The organism is Flavobacterium sp. (assembly GCF_040402895.1).
Classification (GTDB): domain Bacteria; phylum Bacteroidota; class Bacteroidia; order Flavobacteriales; family Flavobacteriaceae; genus Flavobacterium.
Genome location: NZ_JBBALR010000002.1, coordinates 406,451 through 423,569, shown reverse-complemented (window position 1 = coordinate 423,569; position 17,119 = coordinate 406,451). Strand labels below are relative to the sequence as shown.

Genomic DNA, 17,119 nt, shown 5'->3' with positions numbered 1-17,119 from the left:
TAAGAGGCTATCTGAAAAGATAGCCTCTTTTTTTTGTTATAGGTACGGCGTGTTGGTGAGTTAGTTTAACGGAAATGTTTTATGAAAACTAAAGCAATAGTAAGGATAGTGGCTTCTTTTTATTAAAAAGAACACCAAAAACAAAACAAAACAATCCGCCTGAATCGAATTACAAAAAACATTTTCTATATTTGAATATGAATAAATTACTTATAATAAGTTCAGTTTGGGTAGAACCTAATTCTTCTGCAGCGGGAAGTAGAATGCTTCAACTAATTCGATATTTTTTATCTCAAAATTATAGTATTCAATATGCTTCTACTGCTATAGATAGTGAATTCTCTTTTGATCTAGCTGATTTAGGAATTACAACTCATTTTATTCAGCTTAATGATAGTTCTTTTGATGATTACTTGCAAACAATTAATCCGAATTTGGTTTTATTTGATCGATTTATGCTAGAAGAGCAATTCGGTTGGCGCATATCAAAGGAGTTACCAAATGCAATTAAAATATTAGATACGGAAGATTTGCATTGTTTGCGTAAAGCAAGACATGAAGCTATTAAGAAAAACACATCGTTAGAAGTTTTAGATTTTAATAATGATGTTACTAAACGGGAAATTGCCTCCATTTTTAGATGTGATTTATCGCTTATGGTTTCGGATTATGAGATGCATTTGTTGCAAACAGTTTTTCAAGTCCCAAAATCTATTTTATTTTATTTGCCTATTTGTATTGAAAAATCAACTTTTATAAAAACAGATTTTCATGCTAAAGCCGATTTTGTATTTATTGGAAATTTTTATCACGAACCCAATTGGGATTCCGTATTAGTTTTAAAAAATGATATTTGGCCAAAGTTAAAAGAGTTACTCCCAGATGCGAAATTAAATATTTATGGTGCATATCCAACTCAAAAAGTTCATCAATTACACAATCCAAATGACCGATTTTTTATTAATGGTAGAGCAAAAAGTGCAGAAGAAGTTATTCGTTCCGCTAAAGTTTTATTAGCGCCCATTCGTTTTGGAGCTGGAATAAAAGGAAAATTATTGGAATGCATGGAATACGGAACACCATCTGTAACGACTTCTATTGGTGCAGAAGCCATGTGTGATAATTTGCCATGGAACGGATTTGTTGAGAACAATTATTCTGATTTTATTTCAAAAGCGGTATTGTTATATTCCAAGCAAGAAGTTTGGCAACAGGCTGTGGAAAATGGTTATAAAATAATAATCCATAAATTTTTATTTTCTAAGTATGAAACAGCTTTTATTTCCACTTTAAATAAACTTCAATCTAATTTAGATTCCCATAGAAAAGCTAATTTTATAGGTCAGATGTTGCAATTTCATACAATGCGAAGCACTGAATTTATGAGTCGTTGGATTGAAGAAAAGAATAAGTAAATATTTTACTAATTACATAAAACTAGCCAAAAATATACCTAAAGCAATTACGATTAATTTAGCTAAATTAAATTTATGTCCTTCGCTGCTTTCAAAAATAATAGTTGAGGAAATATGAAATAAAATTCCAATTACAATTCCAGATAATTGCGAGGAATAATTTGTAATAAAACTCAAATTATCTGCTAAGAAGGTACCAATTGGTGTCATAAAGGCAAAAGTTATCATAAAAAACAAAATTGCTTTGGAATTCAATTGTGCATTTTTGAAAAACGTGGTTAAAATAATAGCAATTGGAAAGTGATGAATAGCAATTCCATAGGCCAAATGTGGATGGTTGTTGATTGGTAATCCTTCTAAAAGGGCGTGTAAACACAAACTGAAAAATAATAACCAAGGGATGTGTGATATTCTGTGATGCCCGTGAACATGACCATGTTCGGCACCTTTTGAAAAGTATTCTAAAATGATTTGGAACACAATTCCGATCATAATAAAAATTCCAATTTTAGAATGAAAATGGCCTTCTTGCCCAGCTTCAGAATCTATTTCTTCGCTGTGATATACTTCTGGAAGTAAATGCATAACAGTCAATGACAATAAAAATGCACCACTAAACGCTAATAACAATTTTAAATTATTTTTGCTTTTTGGAGCAAAAAATATTGCGAAAATATATCCTATGATAACAGATAATAATGGAAAAAGGTAAATAGTATAGGTCATTATTTAAAAATCATAATTAAACGTTCTGATTGTGCTTTGTAAAACTTTCTTAATTTATAATCTCCAAAAATATCTAATAAATAAATACCTGCTTCTTCCATCATAGCCTCAAAATCAGATAACGTGAACGCAGAAACTTTTTCGGTAAAGTAAAAAGATTCTCCTTTGTCCTCAAATCTAATTTCTTTAATTATTTTTTTGTTTTCAACAAAACGCTTGATGTTAAATGTAATACCATCAATTTCTTTGGTCTCTTCAGCTACTAAATTTTCTAAAATAAAATCGGAATTAAAAAAATCAATTACTCCAAATCCATATTCGTTAATGCTATCTTTAATAGCTTTTAAGGTTTTGATATTGTCTTCATATGCGTCAAAATACCCAAAACTTGTAAATAAATTAAAAACGGCATCATAAGTTTCGTTCCTTGGTTCACGCATATCGTGCGTTATAAATTGTAATGTTTCATTTGAAGATTTATTAGCAATACCAATACTTTTTTCGGATAAATCGACACCAGTTACACGATAACCCAATTTATTTAAATAGATGGAATGTCTGCCTTTTCCACAAGCTAAGTCTAATATAGTTCCGTTTTCGGGCATATTCAGATAATGTGTAATATTGTCCATAAAACCTTGTGCTTCTTCTTCGTTTCTGTTTTTATACAAAATGTGATAATAAGGCGAATCAAACCAAGTGCTGAACCAATTTTCTGAATTTTTTGCTGTAGAATTTGACATTTATCTGTTTCAAAATTATGAATCAACAAATTTAATGTATTTTTGCAAATAATTAATATTTAAATTCTCTCTGAGGGAAAGAGGTCTATGGAAAATTTTAAAATGGTAGCCAAAACTTTTTTTGGGTTTGAAGAAATTCTAGAAAAAGAGTTGTTCCAATTAGGAGCACAAAATGTTGTGAAAGGTACAAGAAGTGTAAGTTTTCATGGCGATAAAGGCTTTATGTACAAAGCAAACTTGGCTTTACGTACGGCATTAAAAATTCTAAAACCCATTCATACTTTTAAGGCGTATAATGAACAAACGCTGTATGATGGCATCCAAAAAGTAGATTGGTCGGATTATTTAAAAGTACAACAGTCATTTGTTGTAGAAACAACTTTATATTCTGAGCAGTTTACGCACAGTCAGTTTGTGGCGCAAAAAGTGAAAGATGCAATTGTAGATCAATTTAAAACGAATACTGGAGCGCGTCCAAGTATTGATAAAGATTTCCCAGATTTACGAATTCATATTCATATTGATAGAGATTTTTGTACACTTTCATTAGATACTTCTGGTGTTTCATTACATCAGCGAGGGTATAAAACAGCAACAAATATTGCTCCAATTAATGAAGTTTTAGCGGCTGGAATGTTAATTTTATCTGGTTGGGATGGAAACGCCCATTTTTTAGATCCTATGTGTGGAAGTGGAACAATTGTGGCAGAAGCAGCGATGATTGCATGTAATATTCCGGCTAATATCAACAGAAAAGAATTTGCTTTCGAAAGATGGCAAGACTGGGATTCGGAATTATTTGATAAAGTTTTAGAATCATTATTAAAAAAAACAAGAGAATTTCATTATACGATTGTTGGATGTGACAAAGCGCCAAGTGCAGTTGAAAAAGCGAAAGATAATATCATTAATGCTAATTTAGACGAGTATATAACTATCAAACAAGCTGATTTCTTTCAATCTGAGAAAGAGGTAGAAGGGCCTTTGCATGTAGTGTTTAATCCACCTTATGGGGAACGTTTAAATATAGAAATGGAACGTTTTTACAGAGAAATTGGTGATACCATGAAGCAAAATTATCCAGGAACAAATGCTTGGTTTATTACTGCGAATTTGGAAGCATTAAAATTTGTTGGATTACGTCCGAGTAGAAAAATAAAATTATTCAATGGAAAGTTGGAAGCACGTTTCGTGAAATATGAAATGTATGCAGGTAGTAAGCGAACTAAATTTCAGGTATAAGCGTAATTATTTACTAATTTTAAAAAATAATATCATGTCTAAACAAACAAAATCTTTAGTTTTTAATATGTTAGGATTTTTAATTCTTTTCATAGTATTCCGTTTTATTGTTGCTTCTTATACAGGTTTTACGAGTTGGCAAATTCCTTTAGCGGCGTTTGTAGTAGCTACTATTTTAGCACCAAAATTTCAAGTAGTAAAAACAAATGACGGGGAAAAATTATTTATGAAATGGCTTTTTAGTAAAGGTGTGAAAGAGATTAAATAGTTAAATTTTAAGTTTCAAAGTTTCAGAGTTTCTAAGTTTGGAATTTTTTAATTTTTGGGTTTTGGAGTTTTTGAATTTTCTTTACTTTTATAAAAAGGTATAAAATAACTTATTGAATAGTTAAAACTTGCGCCAAATTTACTGTTTTCGTAAGTTTTATTAAAACCAGGGATGTATAAATTAGCAAAACCTTCCGGTTCGTTATTAGACATTAAATAATTTAACCGCAAGGAAAACCCAACATATAAATTATTTAAAACTTCCGCTTTTAAACCACTTACGACTTCTAACCAACTTGCAGAAAGCCCATTGAATTCTTGGCCAGATGTATTGGTGTTTATTCCGTAATAATTTCCAGGTTGATAAATGGTAAAGCTGTTTAATTTATGATTAAAACTTCCTATACCAGCCCGCATTCCAATAAAAATCATATTTTCCATATCTAGCCAGTTTTCATAAGCATTATAATCAAAACCTACTTTGAAATAACTCCCTTTTGTTGTATAATTAAGGTTGTCGTCTGCTGTAGTTTTTTCTTCATTTCCTAATTCTCCTGCGGCATAAAATTTCTTAGTAATTCTATAATCTCCTACTAATTCTAATCCTTTATAGTTGTCGTTGTATAAAGATTTTGTCAAACGATGTGCGTCAATTCCCAATCGTAATCCATAACGTTGAGGAATTTTTAAAGTATCTTTTTCTTGAGCAGTTCCATTTTCTGAAAACAGCAGCATAAAAATAAGACTAAAAATATATTTTAATATGTGTTTCATCTTCGTTTTCAATATTTGGTTGAGAAACAATAACGCTTTGAATCCAATTATTTGAATCTGGGGTTACTGTAATTGGGTTAGTTGTATTTAGTGTAAACAACGTTTTGAAGCCACAGGCTCGAGAAACAAAAACTGTTTTTCTGCTGTAATTAAACGTAATTTCGTCTAAATTATCGTCTGATGTTGGATCCATACTTCCATTTTGAATGAAATGTAAAATGGAGGTATCTTGAAACGTTTTTAAAGGCACTTTTATTTTGCTTGTTGCTGTAAATTCAAAACCATTTGTAAATCCAGGTGCTATTATACCCAAACTGGTCAAGTTTTTAAGCGTTGTTGGATTGGCAACATCGTAAAATTCTATCACAACTTTTGGAGTTGTTGGGGTATTAGCATCGCAAATGTCATCTTTTTCGCAACTCGAAAAGAAAATACTAAGTACAAGTAATAGAGATAGCTGTTTCATATCTTATTTTTTTTCTAAAAGCACTACATTTTCAACGTGATGCGTTTGCGGAAACATATCTACTGGTCGTACTCGTGTAACTTTATACATTTCGTCTAATAAAGCCAAATCTCGTGCTTGTGTTGCCGAATTACAACTTACATACACAATTTTTTTAGCACCTATTTTTAATAATTGTGCGACAACGTCTTTATGCATTCCGTCTCTTGGTGGATCTGTAATTACTACATCTGGATGTCCGTGTGTGTTGATGAAATCATCATTAAATACATTTTTCATATCCCCTACAAAAAATTCGCAATTGGTAATGTTATTTCTGTTGGCATTTTCTTTTGCATCAGCTATTGCCTCAGGAACGGCTTCTACACCAATTACTTTTTTTGCTTTTTTCGAAACAAATTGCGCAATTGTACCTGTTCCTGTATATAAATCGTACACTAATTCTTCGCCAGTTAATCCAGCAAAATCTCGTGTGATGGCATATAATTCATATGCTTGTTGTGAATTGGTTTGGTAGAACGATTTGGCATTAATACTAAAATGTAGCCCTTCCATTTCTTCTAAAATGTAATTTCTTCCTTTAAAAGTAATAATGTCTTGATCATAAATGGTATCATTCATTTTCTGATTGACAACATATTGTAAGGATGTAGTTTCAGGAAAACGTTCGGCTAAAAAATGCATCATTAATTCAATTTGCGATTTTTTCTTTTCAAAAAACTGAATTAAAATCATCAATTCACCTGTTGATGCTGTACGAATCATTAAGGTTCTCAGTAAGCCTTCGTTGGTTCTAGGATTATAAAATGATAAGTTGTTTTCATTCGCAAATCGACGAATTTCATTTCTTATATCGTTTGAAGGATCTTCTTGTAAATGACATGTTGTGATGTCTAAAATTTTATCCCACATTCTTGGAATATGAAATCCTACGGCATTTTTGTTATCTAATTCTGCTCCAGAAGCCACTTCTTCAGGTGTCATCCAACGCGTAGAAGAAAATCCAAATTCCATTTTATTTCTGTAAAAAAATTGTTTTTCCGAACCTAAAATGGGTTCAAATTCGGGCATTTCAATTTTTCCGATGCGTTTCAAATTATTGTATACTTCATTGTGTTTGTAGTGTAATTGTTGGCTGTACTTCATATTTTGCCATTTACAGCCTCCACAAACCCCAAAATGTTCACAAATTGGTTCTGTTCTGTGTTCCGAAAATTCATGAATTTTTATGGCTTTACCTTCGTAAAAAGCTTTTCTTTTTTTCATGGTTTGAATGTCGGCTACATCTCCTGGTACCACATTTGGAATAAAAATTACTTTACCATCAGGAGCTTTTGCCACGGATACACCTTTTGCACCTGCATCAAGGATTTGTACGTTTTCGAATACGATTCTTTCTGTTCTTTTTTTCCCCATGACGCAAAAATAAGAATTGTTATGCGGATTAGATAAATTATTTTACTTTTATAACAAAATTTTAGAATAATGACAAAATATTTAGCGCTTTTACGTGGAATTAACGTTTCGGGACATAACATGATTAAAATGGATGCCTTAAAAAAAATGCTAGAAAATATGGGGTTTCAAAATGTAGAAACGTACATTCAATCGGGTAATGTTTTTTTGGAATCGGAAGAAGAAACTGCTGCAAGTGTTGGTTTTAAAATTAAACAAGAAATTGCAAAAGTATTTGGATATGATGTTCCCGTTATTATGGTTTCTAAAACGGATTTAGAATTGTGTTTCAACAACAATTTGTTTTTAAAAGAAAAAGATTGTGATAGTAAAAAATTATATGTGGCTTTTATTTCTAAAGAATTAACGCCCTCAGCCATAAACGATTTGAAAATAAGTAATTTTAAACCAGACGAAGCAGCTATTGATACTTCAAGAATTTATATTAAATATGCCATTGGTGCTGGGAAAACCAATTTAGACCAAAAATACATTGAAAAAAAAATAAACGTGGTGGCCACCATAAGAAATTGGAATACAGTCACCAAGTTATTTGAAATGTACAACAGTTAAAACGTTCAAATTTAAAATTTCAAATTACAATTGTTTCAATTTGGAATTTGGAATTTATATTTTGTAATTTTACACATTAAGGATGATTTCTCTCCAATAAGTAGGAATTGCGATTTGACAATCAATAAAAATAAATCATGTCAATTTTAGAAAAAATGAATCCAGCAGACATTATTGCTATAGAAGACCAACACGGTGCCCATAATTATCATCCATTACCTGTAGTATTAAATAAAGGTGAAGGGGTTTTTGTTTGGGATGTTGAAGGAAAAAAATATTACGATTTTTTATCTGCTTATTCTGCAGTAAATCAAGGACATTGTCATCCAAAAATTGTGGATGCTATGGTGTCTCAAGCACAAACACTTACTTTAACATCAAGAGCATTTTATAACGATAAACTTGGTGTATATGAAAAATTTGTAACCAACTATTTTGGTTTTGATAAGGTTTTGCCAATGAATACAGGTGCTGAAGCAGTAGAAACCGCTTTAAAAATATGCAGAAAATGGGCTTATGAGAAAAAAGGTGTAGCAGAAAAACAAGCGCAAATTATTGTTTGTGCAAACAATTTTCATGGAAGAACCACTACAATAATTTCATTTTCTAACGATGAAAACGCACGAAAAAATTTCGGACCGTTTACAGATGGGTTTATAAAGATACCTTATGACGATATTGAAGCTTTAGAAAAAGCAATTGCCTCATCGCCAAATATTGCAGGTTTTTTAGTTGAACCTATTCAAGGTGAAGCAGGAGTTTACGTGCCATCTGAAGATTATATTGCCAAAGCTAAAGACTTATGTACTAAATATAATGTATTATTTATTGCAGATGAAGTACAAACGGGCATAGCAAGAACGGGTTCGTTATTAGCTGTATGTGGAAATTGCACTTGTGAAAAAGCCTGTGAAAAGCAAAATACTTTTGCACAACCTGATATTTTAATTTTAGGTAAAGCACTTTCTGGAGGGGCGTATCCTGTTTCGGCTGTTTTGGCAAATAATGAAATAATGAATGTGATAAAACCTGGACAACACGGTTCTACTTTCGGAGGAAATCCTGTGGCTGCTGTAGTGGCAATGGCCGCTTTAGAAGTAGTTTCAGAGGAAAATTTAGCTCAAAACGCCCGTAAATTAGGAAAGATATTTAGAGAAGAATTAAACAAATATATACAAACGTCATCCATCGCTACATTAGTTCGCGGAAAAGGTTTGTTAAACGCCATTGTTATCAATGATACCGAAGAAAGTGATACAGCTTGGAATATTTGTATGAAATTAGCTGAAAATGGTTTATTAGCTAAACCAACTCACGGTAATATTATACGTTTTGCGCCACCTTTAGTAATGTCAGAAGCACAATTACTAGATTGTATAACTATAATTACCAAAACTTTAAAAGAATTTGAAATTTAATTTATTATGGAAAACGAAAAACAAACAGAAAATTTCGAAAATCAGTTAACAACTGCTGCAGTTGGATTTTTACAAGAAAGTGCCAAATGGTCAAAATTTATGGCTATTATTGGTTTTATAGGAATTGGTTTAATGGTATTAGTTAGTCTTTTTATGGCGATTGGCTTTAGTGCTATGGACGCTTCTACTATGCCTGAGCTTCCTTTTTCTATGTCAGCATTCTCAATAATTTACGTGCTTTTTGCCGCTATTTATTTTTTTCCGGTTTATTATTTGTATCAATACGCTAATAAAACAAGTGCTGCTTTACATTCGAAAAATAAACAATTACTAGCAGATGGCTTAGAAAATTTAAAATCGCACCATAAATTTTTAGGAATTTTTACTTTAATTTTAATTTCCTTGTATGGTTTGATTTTTGTCTTTGCTATTTTAGGAGGAATACTTTCTACTTTAAGTTAGAAGAAAATAGTAAACATAAAAAAAACCGACTTATAATTAAATAAGTCGGTTTTTGTATTGTAATTAGATTCTTAGAAATGTAAAGTTAAGTTCATTGAAGCAGCAGTTACATTACCTAAATTAAAGTTTGTAGTTGATTCACCATTTACGTCAGGTGAGCCAGGTACTGAATACTTAGATGCACCGTTTGATTTAATTTGTAAACCATAATTGTATTGTGCACCAACAGACATTTTAGGGAAAATAAAGTACTCTGCACCAATAAAACCTGTAACCCCTAAATTGATAGAAGTACCAACATTGTAAGTTTGGTTAGGTGCTTTATCTTCTTTCCATTTTGTAGAAGAAAATCCAACTAATGCATCAGCACCATAGAAACCTTGTAATCTTGTAGATCCTCTTCTCCATTCTTTACCAACTCCTGCTGTAACAGCTACTGTTGACGCTTTGTATGCTCCAAAAGTGTATCCTGCAACAGTACCACTAGCTACATTATTACTACCAAATCCTAAATTTGCAACTACTCTGTAAGCAGATTTGTCAGTAATGAATTTTTTTCCTACAAATGTATTCTCTGTTACATTTGTTACAGTTGGCGCAGCATTATCTGTTTTACCATTGAAAGCGTTACCTGCGTATTCGAAAATTCCATTAGCATTAAAACTAATAGCCCAATCTCCAGCAACTGGTAAATAAGCTTCTCCTTTTTTTGATTTTAAATCTTGCGCATTAACAAAAGTTAATGATAATACTGCCGCAGCAGTTAGTAATACTTTTTTCATAATTTGTTTATTTTTAAAAGTTATGAGTCAAATATAAAAACTTTTTTTCGAATAAATACACAATTTTTTATGGTTATTAACATTTTTATTAACAATTTGCTTAATTTGTATTAAAAATAAAATATTTACGAAAACGTTGTAAATATAGTATTTTTCAGAAAAACATATTTTATACGGACATAGTTATTAACATTTTTTGAAAAGTATATTTCTGATAAAAGTATATTTTGTTAACAAAAACATGGGGATTTGTTGTTTTTTTATAAAATAACGTTTCTTAAAGGTTAATTTTGTTGTAATAATAAGTAATTATAGAGCATAAAAAAAATCCTACATTTCTGTAGGATTTAATAAGTGGGCGATATTGATTTATCTTCAAACCAAATGTTGGATTTTCTAGAAAATTTCATTGATGAAATATCATAAAAATACCTTAAATTATCTTATTCATTTTTTTTGGTATTAATTGAGATAACTCCATTTTCGCCTTTTTTACCGTACTTTTTCTGTGCATGAGAACCAATAGTGATTCCAAATGTACTTATTTTTTTTGGGTCAATTTTATCTAAATCTTGATAGTCAATTTCTTTTCCATCTAAAATAATTAAAGCTATTTTAGCATCAACTGTTTTGTTATTCTTAATTTTATCTATGCGGCTAAAAGTTTCATCCTCAGAATATTCAGAATCTTCTTCTACTTCTAAAGCATACTTGGCATCCGATTTACTAATATTACTTTCCCTTTTCGTAGTTATTTCATAATAGATTTCACCTTCTTTTTTGTCAATGTTGTATTTTAATTTTAAGTCTTTTTCATCCAACTCTTTAAAAATGTCAAATTCATGGTCTAATGGAATTTTGCTTTTCACAGAAGCTGATTGCAACTTTCCATTAATAATTAAATTCACTTTTTTGCCGTTTTTGACCATGTTGTTAAAGGTATATTCATATGTATCTTTTTTTACTTCAACTGTTTCTTCAACTTTTAGAGCATCATATTTTACACTTACAAGATTTGAAACTTCTTCAAAACCCACACTTTTTTCGTTATTCTTATCTTCTTTAATGAAAATTCTAATTGGCTTAATCGGTTTATCACCTTGTACAATTTTAATATTTTTATTCTTAGAGTTATTTTTAGAAGAAAATTCTAACCTAATTTCGATGATTTCTCCTTCTTTATTTCTCTTTATATTACTGATTTTTAAGATATTATCTTCATTAAAGCTCTTTTCTATTTCTTTAATTTCACCATCTGTTGTTTTTGAAGTAATTAAATTATCAAATTCAACTTCAACTGCATAAGCTGCCACTTTTGAATTTTCCTTGACTTGAGCTACGGTTTCAATTTGAAATAATAACATGAAACCTACTAATAGCGGAAGAATTGTAGCGTACTTCCAAGCGTTTCTTTTGTGTGATTGATTTTTGTGTAACATAATGATTCGTTTTTTAATTAATGATTGATAAAATGGATTGGTTATACCTAATGTTTGTTGATGAACAACTACTTTTAAAAGGGTTTTTTGATATTCGTATTTACTTTCAACTTTTTCTAAAGATTGATTGTCGGCAATGAATTCTAAATTATGAAGCATGGCTTTTCGATACAACCAACTAATTGGATTAATCCAAAACACTGCACAGAATATTTTTGAGAATAACACATCTATGGAATGCCATTGTTTTGCATGAATGCGCTCGTGCGTTAAAATATGTTCGAATTCTTCTTTCGAAAAAAGAGTAGGGTTAATAACAATGTACTTAAAGAACGAAAATGGATTTTCAGTCGAGTTAGCATAAATCAAAGTATAATTCGTTTCTTTTTGTTTATTCAATCTGATTATCTTATAAAAAAATGAGGCAATTTCGAATCCCACTTTTAGTAAAATTATAATGGCAATTAAACTGTAAGTTGCACTCAAAATTAGCGACCAATCTATAGGAGTTTCTGAAACAGTACTAATTTTTTTACCATCAGTTATTGGAACTACTTCGATTAATTTAGAAATCGGTTCAGGATTAACCCAAACGGTTTTAGTAAAAGTAATTAATGGTAAAAAGATTGATATTACTAATCCCCATAATAAATACAAACGATTTGAAACGTAAAAAGTTTCTTTACGCAATACTACCAAATACAATAAATAGAATAGAATAATTAGTCCATTTACCTTAGCAAAATACAGTAGGAAATTTTCCATACTATTTCTTTTTTTCGATTAAAGCTAAAATTTCACGCAGTTCTTCAGCTGATATTTTTTCTTCTTCAGCAAAATAAGAAACTAGATTTTTGTACGAACTATTAAAATAATTAGTAATAGCAGTATTCATAAATGTTTTTCTATAATCCTCTATAGATACAACAGGGAAGTACTGATGCGTTTTTCCGTAAGCATTATATCCTACATACCCTTTTTCTTCAAGATTTCTCACTATTGTAGAAAGCGTATTATAGTGAGGTTTGTCTTTTAAAATTTCTTCCATAATGTCTTTTACAAAAGCTTTCTTTAGCTTCCATAAGATGTGCATTATTTCTTCTTCTTTGTTGGTTAGTTTTTGCATGAGTTTTAATTTTATTTGTCAAACTTAAAACTATTATTTTAGTTATACAACTATTTTTATAGTTATTTAACTATTTTTTAAGTTTTCATTACATTTTATTGGTTTGATATAATCAATCGATGAAGGTCTGGGCGCGATTTAATGTTTATTACAAAGCTTGCCTTATGGTTATGTTATCTTATTTTGCGCAAACTTTGTATTACATATAAAAGTAAGCGAGTACATTAAAATACTCAAAATCAAGTTATCATAAAATACTATGCTTTCCAAAACTTCTTAAGAGGTGTTTTTTTGATGAATAAATACGTATAAACACGTATTTCGTTTATTTATTATACTATCTAAATTGCGAAATTAATTAATATTTTATAAAAGTATTAATTATATAGCGGTCAAAATAGAAAAATGAACCGTAACCGGGAAAAGCAGAAAACCGAATAGAGTAAGCAAAAAAATTAAATAAAAAATTTTAAACAATGAAAAAAATTATTTTAACATCATTTATGTTGTGTTCAGCTTTTGCATTTTCGCAAGAAATTAAATTTGGAGCTAAAGTAGGTTTAAATTTATCAAATTTAAGTGGTGATTATCCAACAGGAATTGATGAACATAATTCTAAAATTGGTTTTCATATTGGAGGTTTTGCAGAATATGAAATAAATGACAAATTTATAATTCAACCTGAATTATTGTTTTCAACACAAGGAAATACTTACGGATACAAAGATTATTATGGTGGCGGTTCTTATTATGATGGTGCCGATTACAATCTTAAACTAAATTATCTAAATTTACCAATTATCTTAAAATACAAGATAATTGAAAAATTAAGTATTGACTTTGGGCCTCAAATTGGTTACTTAATGAGTGCTAAAACTAAAATTGATGTTACTGAAGATTCAAGAGACCCTTCACAAAATTATTCTGTTGAAATAGATATGTTAAATGATGGCATTTATAATTTTGGAGGAACAATAGTTCAAGGTAAAGCAAGTGCAAATAGATTTGATTTTAGTTTAAATATCGGAACATCTTATGATATTACAGAAAAAATATTTATTCAAGGAAGATATAATTTAGGTCTATCAACAGTTGATAAAAATTCTACAAACGGAGAAAGTATAAACAGTTGGAATATGAAAAATGGCGTTTTTCAATTATCAGCAGGTTATAGATTTTAATAAAAAAATATATTCATTTTATGTGCATTAGTTTTGTTGCTATCTTATAAAATAAATAGAAACAAAAGTTAATGTTTGTTCAAAATTACATTCATGGTGCTTCAGTGGTTGTTTGGCAAGCAGCTGTAAAGATAGTACAATTGCTTGGTATTGGGGGATTTAACAAAAGAAAAAACAATGAAAACAAAAATATTTTTTGCAGGAGCTTTTTATTTAATGAGTCTATTAAACATTATAGATTGGTATGTATTTTGGTATCAAAATAAAAATTTAGCACTAAAAAGTTTTAAATTATTAAAAATAAAATATTTAGATAGATTTCCCAGTTTAATAAGACCTTTATTTGATTATAACCCGCAACCCATTGCAATTATTCTTATTTTCCTGTTAGGTTTTTCTGTTTATGTGTTTTTTAATGAAAAAAGAACAATTTATAAATTACTAGGCATTACATCATGTATTTTTATATTACAATTTATATTTTCAATAATGTAAATTAATCAGTAAATATTTCGAAATTAAATTAGGAAGCATTTTTTGCTTCCTTTTTTTTTAAATTTTAATGAATTAATTAAAATGTAATTATTTTTGAAATTGTTTATTAAGTATATAAAGTATTGAACTCTATTATTTTCTAAATTTATTGGTCATCCAAAGAAATAATATCATTCTTTAAAGCATACAAAATAACCCCAATAAAGTTTTTAGAATCTGTTTTCTCCATAATATGTTTACGGTGCTTTTCTACTGTTCGTGTACTAATATTAAGTGAATCAGCAATTTCCTTACTACATTTTTCCTTGGTCGCCAATTGTATAATTTCAATTTCTCTAGGTGTTAAATGAACACTAGGCGTATCGGAAAAGGTATTTCGTTTTCTCTTCCATAACAAAGCTTCACGTATTACAGTACTCAGAGCAATATCAAAATAATAATCTTTATCAAATACATTTCTAATAGCATCTTCTAAAATATCTGGAGACGAATTTTTAGTAAAATAACCATTTGCACCTATTTCCATAACTTGATGCACAGCTTCCTTTGAAGTTAATTGCGATAAAATCACCACTTTAAGGTCAGAATCTATACTTTTAGCTTGTTTGCAAACATCGTAACCATTAATAATAGGCATTTCTAAATCCAACAGCAATACATCAATTTCAGCTTCCTCCAAATATTTTAAAAAAGCCATGCCATCGTGCGTGTCATACACAACAGAAATACCTTCAAAAGAAGACAATAGCAAAGCCAAGCTTTTTCTAAATAACTGATGGTCATCAACTAAGGCAACTTTAATCATAAATGGGAAATAAATAAATTTTATAATGATTGCCTTTAGCAATGATTTCTTGCTCTAGCGTGGCCGAAATACTTTTTAAACGAGATTGAATATTTTGAAGTCCTGTTCCATTGTTTAGTTTGTACTCGGCTTTAAAATCAAAAGTAATACCGTCATCAATCAGTTCAAAACAAACACCTTTAGTTGAAGTATTCAATCGAGCGGTACAAGTTGTTATGGAACCATGTTTAAGCATATTAGAAGTCAATTCCTGAACCACGCGAAACAACTCATAAGAAATCTTATTTGACACTAAAGTCTCGGATAAGTTTATATCCAATTCAAAACGCTTACCACTCGAAGCACTCAATTGTTCAAAATAATCACGCAATGCCAAATTAAATCCAGCTGTTTCTAATAAAGGAGGCATCAATTCATAAGAAATTAGGCGGGTATTTTCAATAGTTTGTTCCAAAGAAGTATGTATAGCTTCTAAAAGCTCAGGTGCATCCGTATGACTATTCTTTTTAGAAAATAAAATAACATAATTACGAATCGCATTCAAATCACTCTGAATAGCATCATGCAAATCTTTAGCGATACGTTTACGTTCTTTTTTCTCACTTTTTAATGCGGTTTTTAATAATAATTCCGCTTCTTTCTTTTTAATTTTTGCCAAATGACGTTGATAAAACAACACCATAAACAACAGTCCAAATGCTAAAAATAACATTAAAAATGTACCAATAAGAATTATCGAATTTAATTCTTTTTCGCCTTCCATATCCCCACAATTAAAAGAGTTCGTAAAACAAAATTTAATATAATATTTATCATCCAATAGGAATGAAGCAAGTTTGAATCTGCTTTATAAATATAATTACTAAGTAAAAATAAAAATACTGTGCCACAATGATACAATATTAACCCCGATATAAAGTAAAAAGTACTGTTTTGTAACAGGTTTTCTATATAAGCATCTACCATTAGCTTTCTAAACCAAATAATTGTAAAAAAGAGTATAAATACTGTAATAAATGTATGGGAGTAAGAATTAATAATTAATAAGTCTTTAATGTTAAAATTCAAAAACAAAAAGAACCAAAGGGTAACAAAACCAACTAAAAAAGCCAGAAATAGTTTAGCAAATTGCTTTTGTAAAACCTGATAGAAAAAATAAAAAATAGTAAGAAAAGACAAGATTTCATAAATTACAAACCAATAGGAGCAGTCCCATTTAAAAGTAAGTGTGCCAAAAAACTCATAAAAACTAGCCATGAATGTCATTACAACATAGGGTAATATTGGCTTTAATTCTTTTACCCCTTTTCTTTTAGCAATTAAAAAGTAAAGCAATGGGCTAACGCCATAAATAACAACAAAATAAAGTAAAAACATTACAAACAATTTTAAACCTATCTTTATAATAGGTATACTTTTAATTAATATTCATTTAACTACTTTTTGTATTTAACAAAACCGTAATTAATAGTTTTAAAAACCGTAAAATTCTATTTTCAAAAACCTTAACTTGCATCTATATTTTAGTTTATAAAGGCATACAAATATAATATAGTTTCCTGTTACTAAAATACGTATTAATACGTATAAAATAGTATTTTTAAACTAGTTAAGTTTGTATTGTTATTTTATAATATAAGATTTTATAAAACAAAAATGAGAAAATAAACACTATACTTAAGCTAATCTCACGGTATGATATTTAGCTAAAGTTTTAGAAAATAAACGAGTTGATTGCAATTTTAAAACG

General features: G+C 29.5%; 17 protein-coding genes. 7 read left to right on the top strand and 10 right to left on the bottom strand.

What is annotated here, in order from left to right:
- Nucleotides 1–197: 197 nt before the first annotated feature.
- Nucleotides 198–1,415 carry a glycosyltransferase gene (locus ABWP60_RS04050; protein ID WP_353148851.1) on the top strand — a complete coding sequence of 406 codons (1,218 nt, stop codon included), beginning with the start codon at nt 198–200 and terminating at the stop codon, nt 1,413–1,415.
- A gap of 12 nt (nt 1,416–1,427) precedes the next feature.
- On the opposite strand, the gene ABWP60_RS04045 is transcribed toward ABWP60_RS04050, so the two are convergent.
- Nucleotides 1,428–2,141 carry a ZIP family metal transporter gene (locus ABWP60_RS04045; RefSeq protein ID WP_353148848.1) on the bottom strand — a complete coding sequence of 238 codons (714 nt, stop codon included), beginning with the start codon at nt 2,139–2,141 and terminating at the stop codon, nt 1,428–1,430.
- Nucleotides 2,141–2,884 (bottom strand): class I SAM-dependent methyltransferase, encoded by a 744-nt coding sequence (locus ABWP60_RS04040; RefSeq protein ID WP_353148846.1) that lies wholly within the window; start codon nt 2,882–2,884, stop codon nt 2,141–2,143. The genes ABWP60_RS04045 and ABWP60_RS04040 overlap by 1 nt, the downstream gene beginning before the upstream one ends.
- Before the next feature lie 87 nt (nt 2,885–2,971).
- On the opposite strand from ABWP60_RS04040, the gene ABWP60_RS04035 reads away from it, so the two are divergent.
- Together ABWP60_RS04035 and ABWP60_RS04030 are read left to right on the top strand one after the other, a co-directional pair.
- The gene (locus tag ABWP60_RS04035; protein WP_353148843.1) at nt 2,972–4,126 is read left to right on the top strand and encodes a THUMP domain-containing class I SAM-dependent RNA methyltransferase; all 1,155 of its coding nucleotides are present in this window, start codon (nt 2,972–2,974) and stop codon (nt 4,124–4,126) included.
- 34 nt (nt 4,127–4,160) lie between these two features.
- Nucleotides 4,161–4,394: a hypothetical protein gene (locus tag ABWP60_RS04030; RefSeq protein ID WP_353148840.1), complete on the top strand. Its 234-nt coding sequence runs from the start codon at nt 4,161–4,163 to the stop codon at nt 4,392–4,394.
- 47 nt (nt 4,395–4,441) lie between these two features.
- Here the strand turns inward: ABWP60_RS04030 and ABWP60_RS04025 are convergent, their stop codons facing one another.
- From ABWP60_RS04025 to rlmD, 3 genes are read right to left on the bottom strand one after another with little or no spacing between them, the layout of a single operon-like run.
- Nucleotides 4,442–5,167, bottom strand: a complete 726-nt coding sequence (locus ABWP60_RS04025; RefSeq protein ID WP_353148837.1) for a DUF6048 family protein — start codon at nt 5,165–5,167, stop codon at nt 4,442–4,444.
- Entirely contained in the window at nt 5,139–5,633 is a 495-nt protein-coding gene (locus ABWP60_RS04020) for a DUF6452 family protein (RefSeq protein WP_353148834.1), read from the bottom strand. Before ABWP60_RS04020 ends, ABWP60_RS04025 begins: the two co-directional genes overlap by 29 nt.
- Nucleotides 5,634–5,636: 3 nt before the next feature.
- Nucleotides 5,637–7,049: a 23S rRNA (uracil(1939)-C(5))-methyltransferase RlmD gene (gene rlmD, locus ABWP60_RS04015; RefSeq protein ID WP_353148832.1), complete on the bottom strand. Its 1,413-nt coding sequence runs from the start codon at nt 7,047–7,049 to the stop codon at nt 5,637–5,639.
- A gap of 69 nt (nt 7,050–7,118) precedes the next feature.
- On the opposite strand from rlmD, the gene ABWP60_RS04010 reads away from it, so the two are divergent.
- From ABWP60_RS04010 to ABWP60_RS04000, 3 genes are all read left to right on the top strand, one after another.
- Nucleotides 7,119–7,661, top strand: coding sequence for a DUF1697 domain-containing protein (locus ABWP60_RS04010; RefSeq protein ID WP_353148830.1), 543 nt, complete (start codon nt 7,119–7,121; stop codon nt 7,659–7,661).
- A gap of 137 nt (nt 7,662–7,798) precedes the next feature.
- Complete coding sequence (gene rocD, locus ABWP60_RS04005; protein WP_353148827.1) at nt 7,799–9,079, top strand: ornithine--oxo-acid transaminase; 1,281 nt, start codon at nt 7,799–7,801, stop codon at nt 9,077–9,079.
- 6 nt (nt 9,080–9,085) lie between these two features.
- Complete coding sequence (locus ABWP60_RS04000; protein WP_353148824.1) at nt 9,086–9,541, top strand: DUF5362 family protein; 456 nt, start codon at nt 9,086–9,088, stop codon at nt 9,539–9,541.
- 71 nt (nt 9,542–9,612) lie between these two features.
- Here ABWP60_RS04000 and ABWP60_RS03995 read toward each other — a convergent pair whose 3' ends face one another.
- From ABWP60_RS03995 to ABWP60_RS03985, 3 genes are all read right to left on the bottom strand, one after another.
- Nucleotides 9,613–10,323, bottom strand: a complete 711-nt coding sequence (locus ABWP60_RS03995; RefSeq protein ID WP_353148821.1) for a hypothetical protein — start codon at nt 10,321–10,323, stop codon at nt 9,613–9,615.
- 443 nt (nt 10,324–10,766) lie between these two features.
- Nucleotides 10,767–12,527 (bottom strand): M56 family metallopeptidase, encoded by a 1,761-nt coding sequence (locus ABWP60_RS03990; RefSeq protein ID WP_353148819.1) that lies wholly within the window; start codon nt 12,525–12,527, stop codon nt 10,767–10,769.
- A gap of 1 nt (nt 12,528) precedes the next feature.
- Entirely contained in the window at nt 12,529–12,888 is a 360-nt protein-coding gene (locus ABWP60_RS03985; protein ID WP_353148816.1) for a BlaI/MecI/CopY family transcriptional regulator, read from the bottom strand.
- A 476-nt stretch (nt 12,889–13,364) separates the two neighbouring features.
- Here ABWP60_RS03985 and ABWP60_RS03980 point away from each other — a divergent pair, with 476 nt between their 5' ends.
- Entirely contained in the window at nt 13,365–14,069 is a 705-nt protein-coding gene (locus ABWP60_RS03980; RefSeq protein ID WP_353148814.1) for a porin family protein, read from the top strand.
- Between the two features lie 640 nt (nt 14,070–14,709).
- Here ABWP60_RS03980 and ABWP60_RS03975 read toward each other — a convergent pair.
- Complete coding sequence (locus ABWP60_RS03975; RefSeq protein ID WP_353148811.1) at nt 14,710–15,369, bottom strand: response regulator; 660 nt, start codon at nt 15,367–15,369, stop codon at nt 14,710–14,712.
- On the bottom strand, nt 15,362–16,132 hold the full coding sequence (locus tag ABWP60_RS03970; protein ID WP_353148809.1) for a sensor histidine kinase: 771 nt from the start codon (nt 16,130–16,132) through the stop codon (nt 15,362–15,364). The genes ABWP60_RS03975 and ABWP60_RS03970 overlap by 8 nt, the downstream gene beginning before the upstream one ends.
- Nucleotides 16,133–17,119 lie beyond the last annotated feature (987 nt).

What these genes read in the sequence shown, in the direction of transcription:
- ABWP60_RS04030 (WP_353148840.1), top strand. Translation starts at nt 4,161, where the DNA reads ATGTCTAAACAAACAAAATCTTTAGTTTTTAATATGTTAGGATTTTTA.
- ABWP60_RS03995 (WP_353148821.1), bottom strand. Translation starts at nt 10,323, where the DNA reads ATGAAAAAAGTATTACTAACTGCTGCGGCAGTATTATCATTAACTTTT.
- ABWP60_RS04000 (WP_353148824.1), top strand. Translation starts at nt 9,086, where the DNA reads ATGGAAAACGAAAAACAAACAGAAAATTTCGAAAATCAGTTAACAACT.
- ABWP60_RS04025 (WP_353148837.1), bottom strand. Translation starts at nt 5,167, where the DNA reads ATGAAACACATATTAAAATATATTTTTAGTCTTATTTTTATGCTGCTG.
- ABWP60_RS04020 (WP_353148834.1), bottom strand. Translation starts at nt 5,633, where the DNA reads ATGAAACAGCTATCTCTATTACTTGTACTTAGTATTTTCTTTTCGAGT.
- ABWP60_RS03990 (WP_353148819.1), bottom strand. Translation starts at nt 12,527, where the DNA reads ATGGAAAATTTCCTACTGTATTTTGCTAAGGTAAATGGACTAATTATT.
- ABWP60_RS03970 (WP_353148809.1), bottom strand. Translation starts at nt 16,132, where the DNA reads ATGGAAGGCGAAAAAGAATTAAATTCGATAATTCTTATTGGTACATTT.
- ABWP60_RS04050 (WP_353148851.1), top strand. Translation starts at nt 198, where the DNA reads ATGAATAAATTACTTATAATAAGTTCAGTTTGGGTAGAACCTAATTCT.
- rocD (WP_353148827.1), top strand. Translation starts at nt 7,799, where the DNA reads ATGTCAATTTTAGAAAAAATGAATCCAGCAGACATTATTGCTATAGAA.
- ABWP60_RS03975 (WP_353148811.1), bottom strand. Translation starts at nt 15,369, where the DNA reads ATGATTAAAGTTGCCTTAGTTGATGACCATCAGTTATTTAGAAAAAGC.
- ABWP60_RS03980 (WP_353148814.1), top strand. Translation starts at nt 13,365, where the DNA reads ATGAAAAAAATTATTTTAACATCATTTATGTTGTGTTCAGCTTTTGCA.
- ABWP60_RS04045 (WP_353148848.1), bottom strand. Translation starts at nt 2,141, where the DNA reads ATGACCTATACTATTTACCTTTTTCCATTATTATCTGTTATCATAGGA.
- ABWP60_RS03985 (WP_353148816.1), bottom strand. Translation starts at nt 12,888, where the DNA reads ATGCAAAAACTAACCAACAAAGAAGAAGAAATAATGCACATCTTATGG.
- rlmD (WP_353148832.1), bottom strand. Translation starts at nt 7,049, where the DNA reads ATGGGGAAAAAAAGAACAGAAAGAATCGTATTCGAAAACGTACAAATC.
- ABWP60_RS04040 (WP_353148846.1), bottom strand. Translation starts at nt 2,884, where the DNA reads ATGTCAAATTCTACAGCAAAAAATTCAGAAAATTGGTTCAGCACTTGG.
- ABWP60_RS04035 (WP_353148843.1), top strand. Translation starts at nt 2,972, where the DNA reads ATGGAAAATTTTAAAATGGTAGCCAAAACTTTTTTTGGGTTTGAAGAA.
- ABWP60_RS04010 (WP_353148830.1), top strand. Translation starts at nt 7,119, where the DNA reads ATGACAAAATATTTAGCGCTTTTACGTGGAATTAACGTTTCGGGACAT.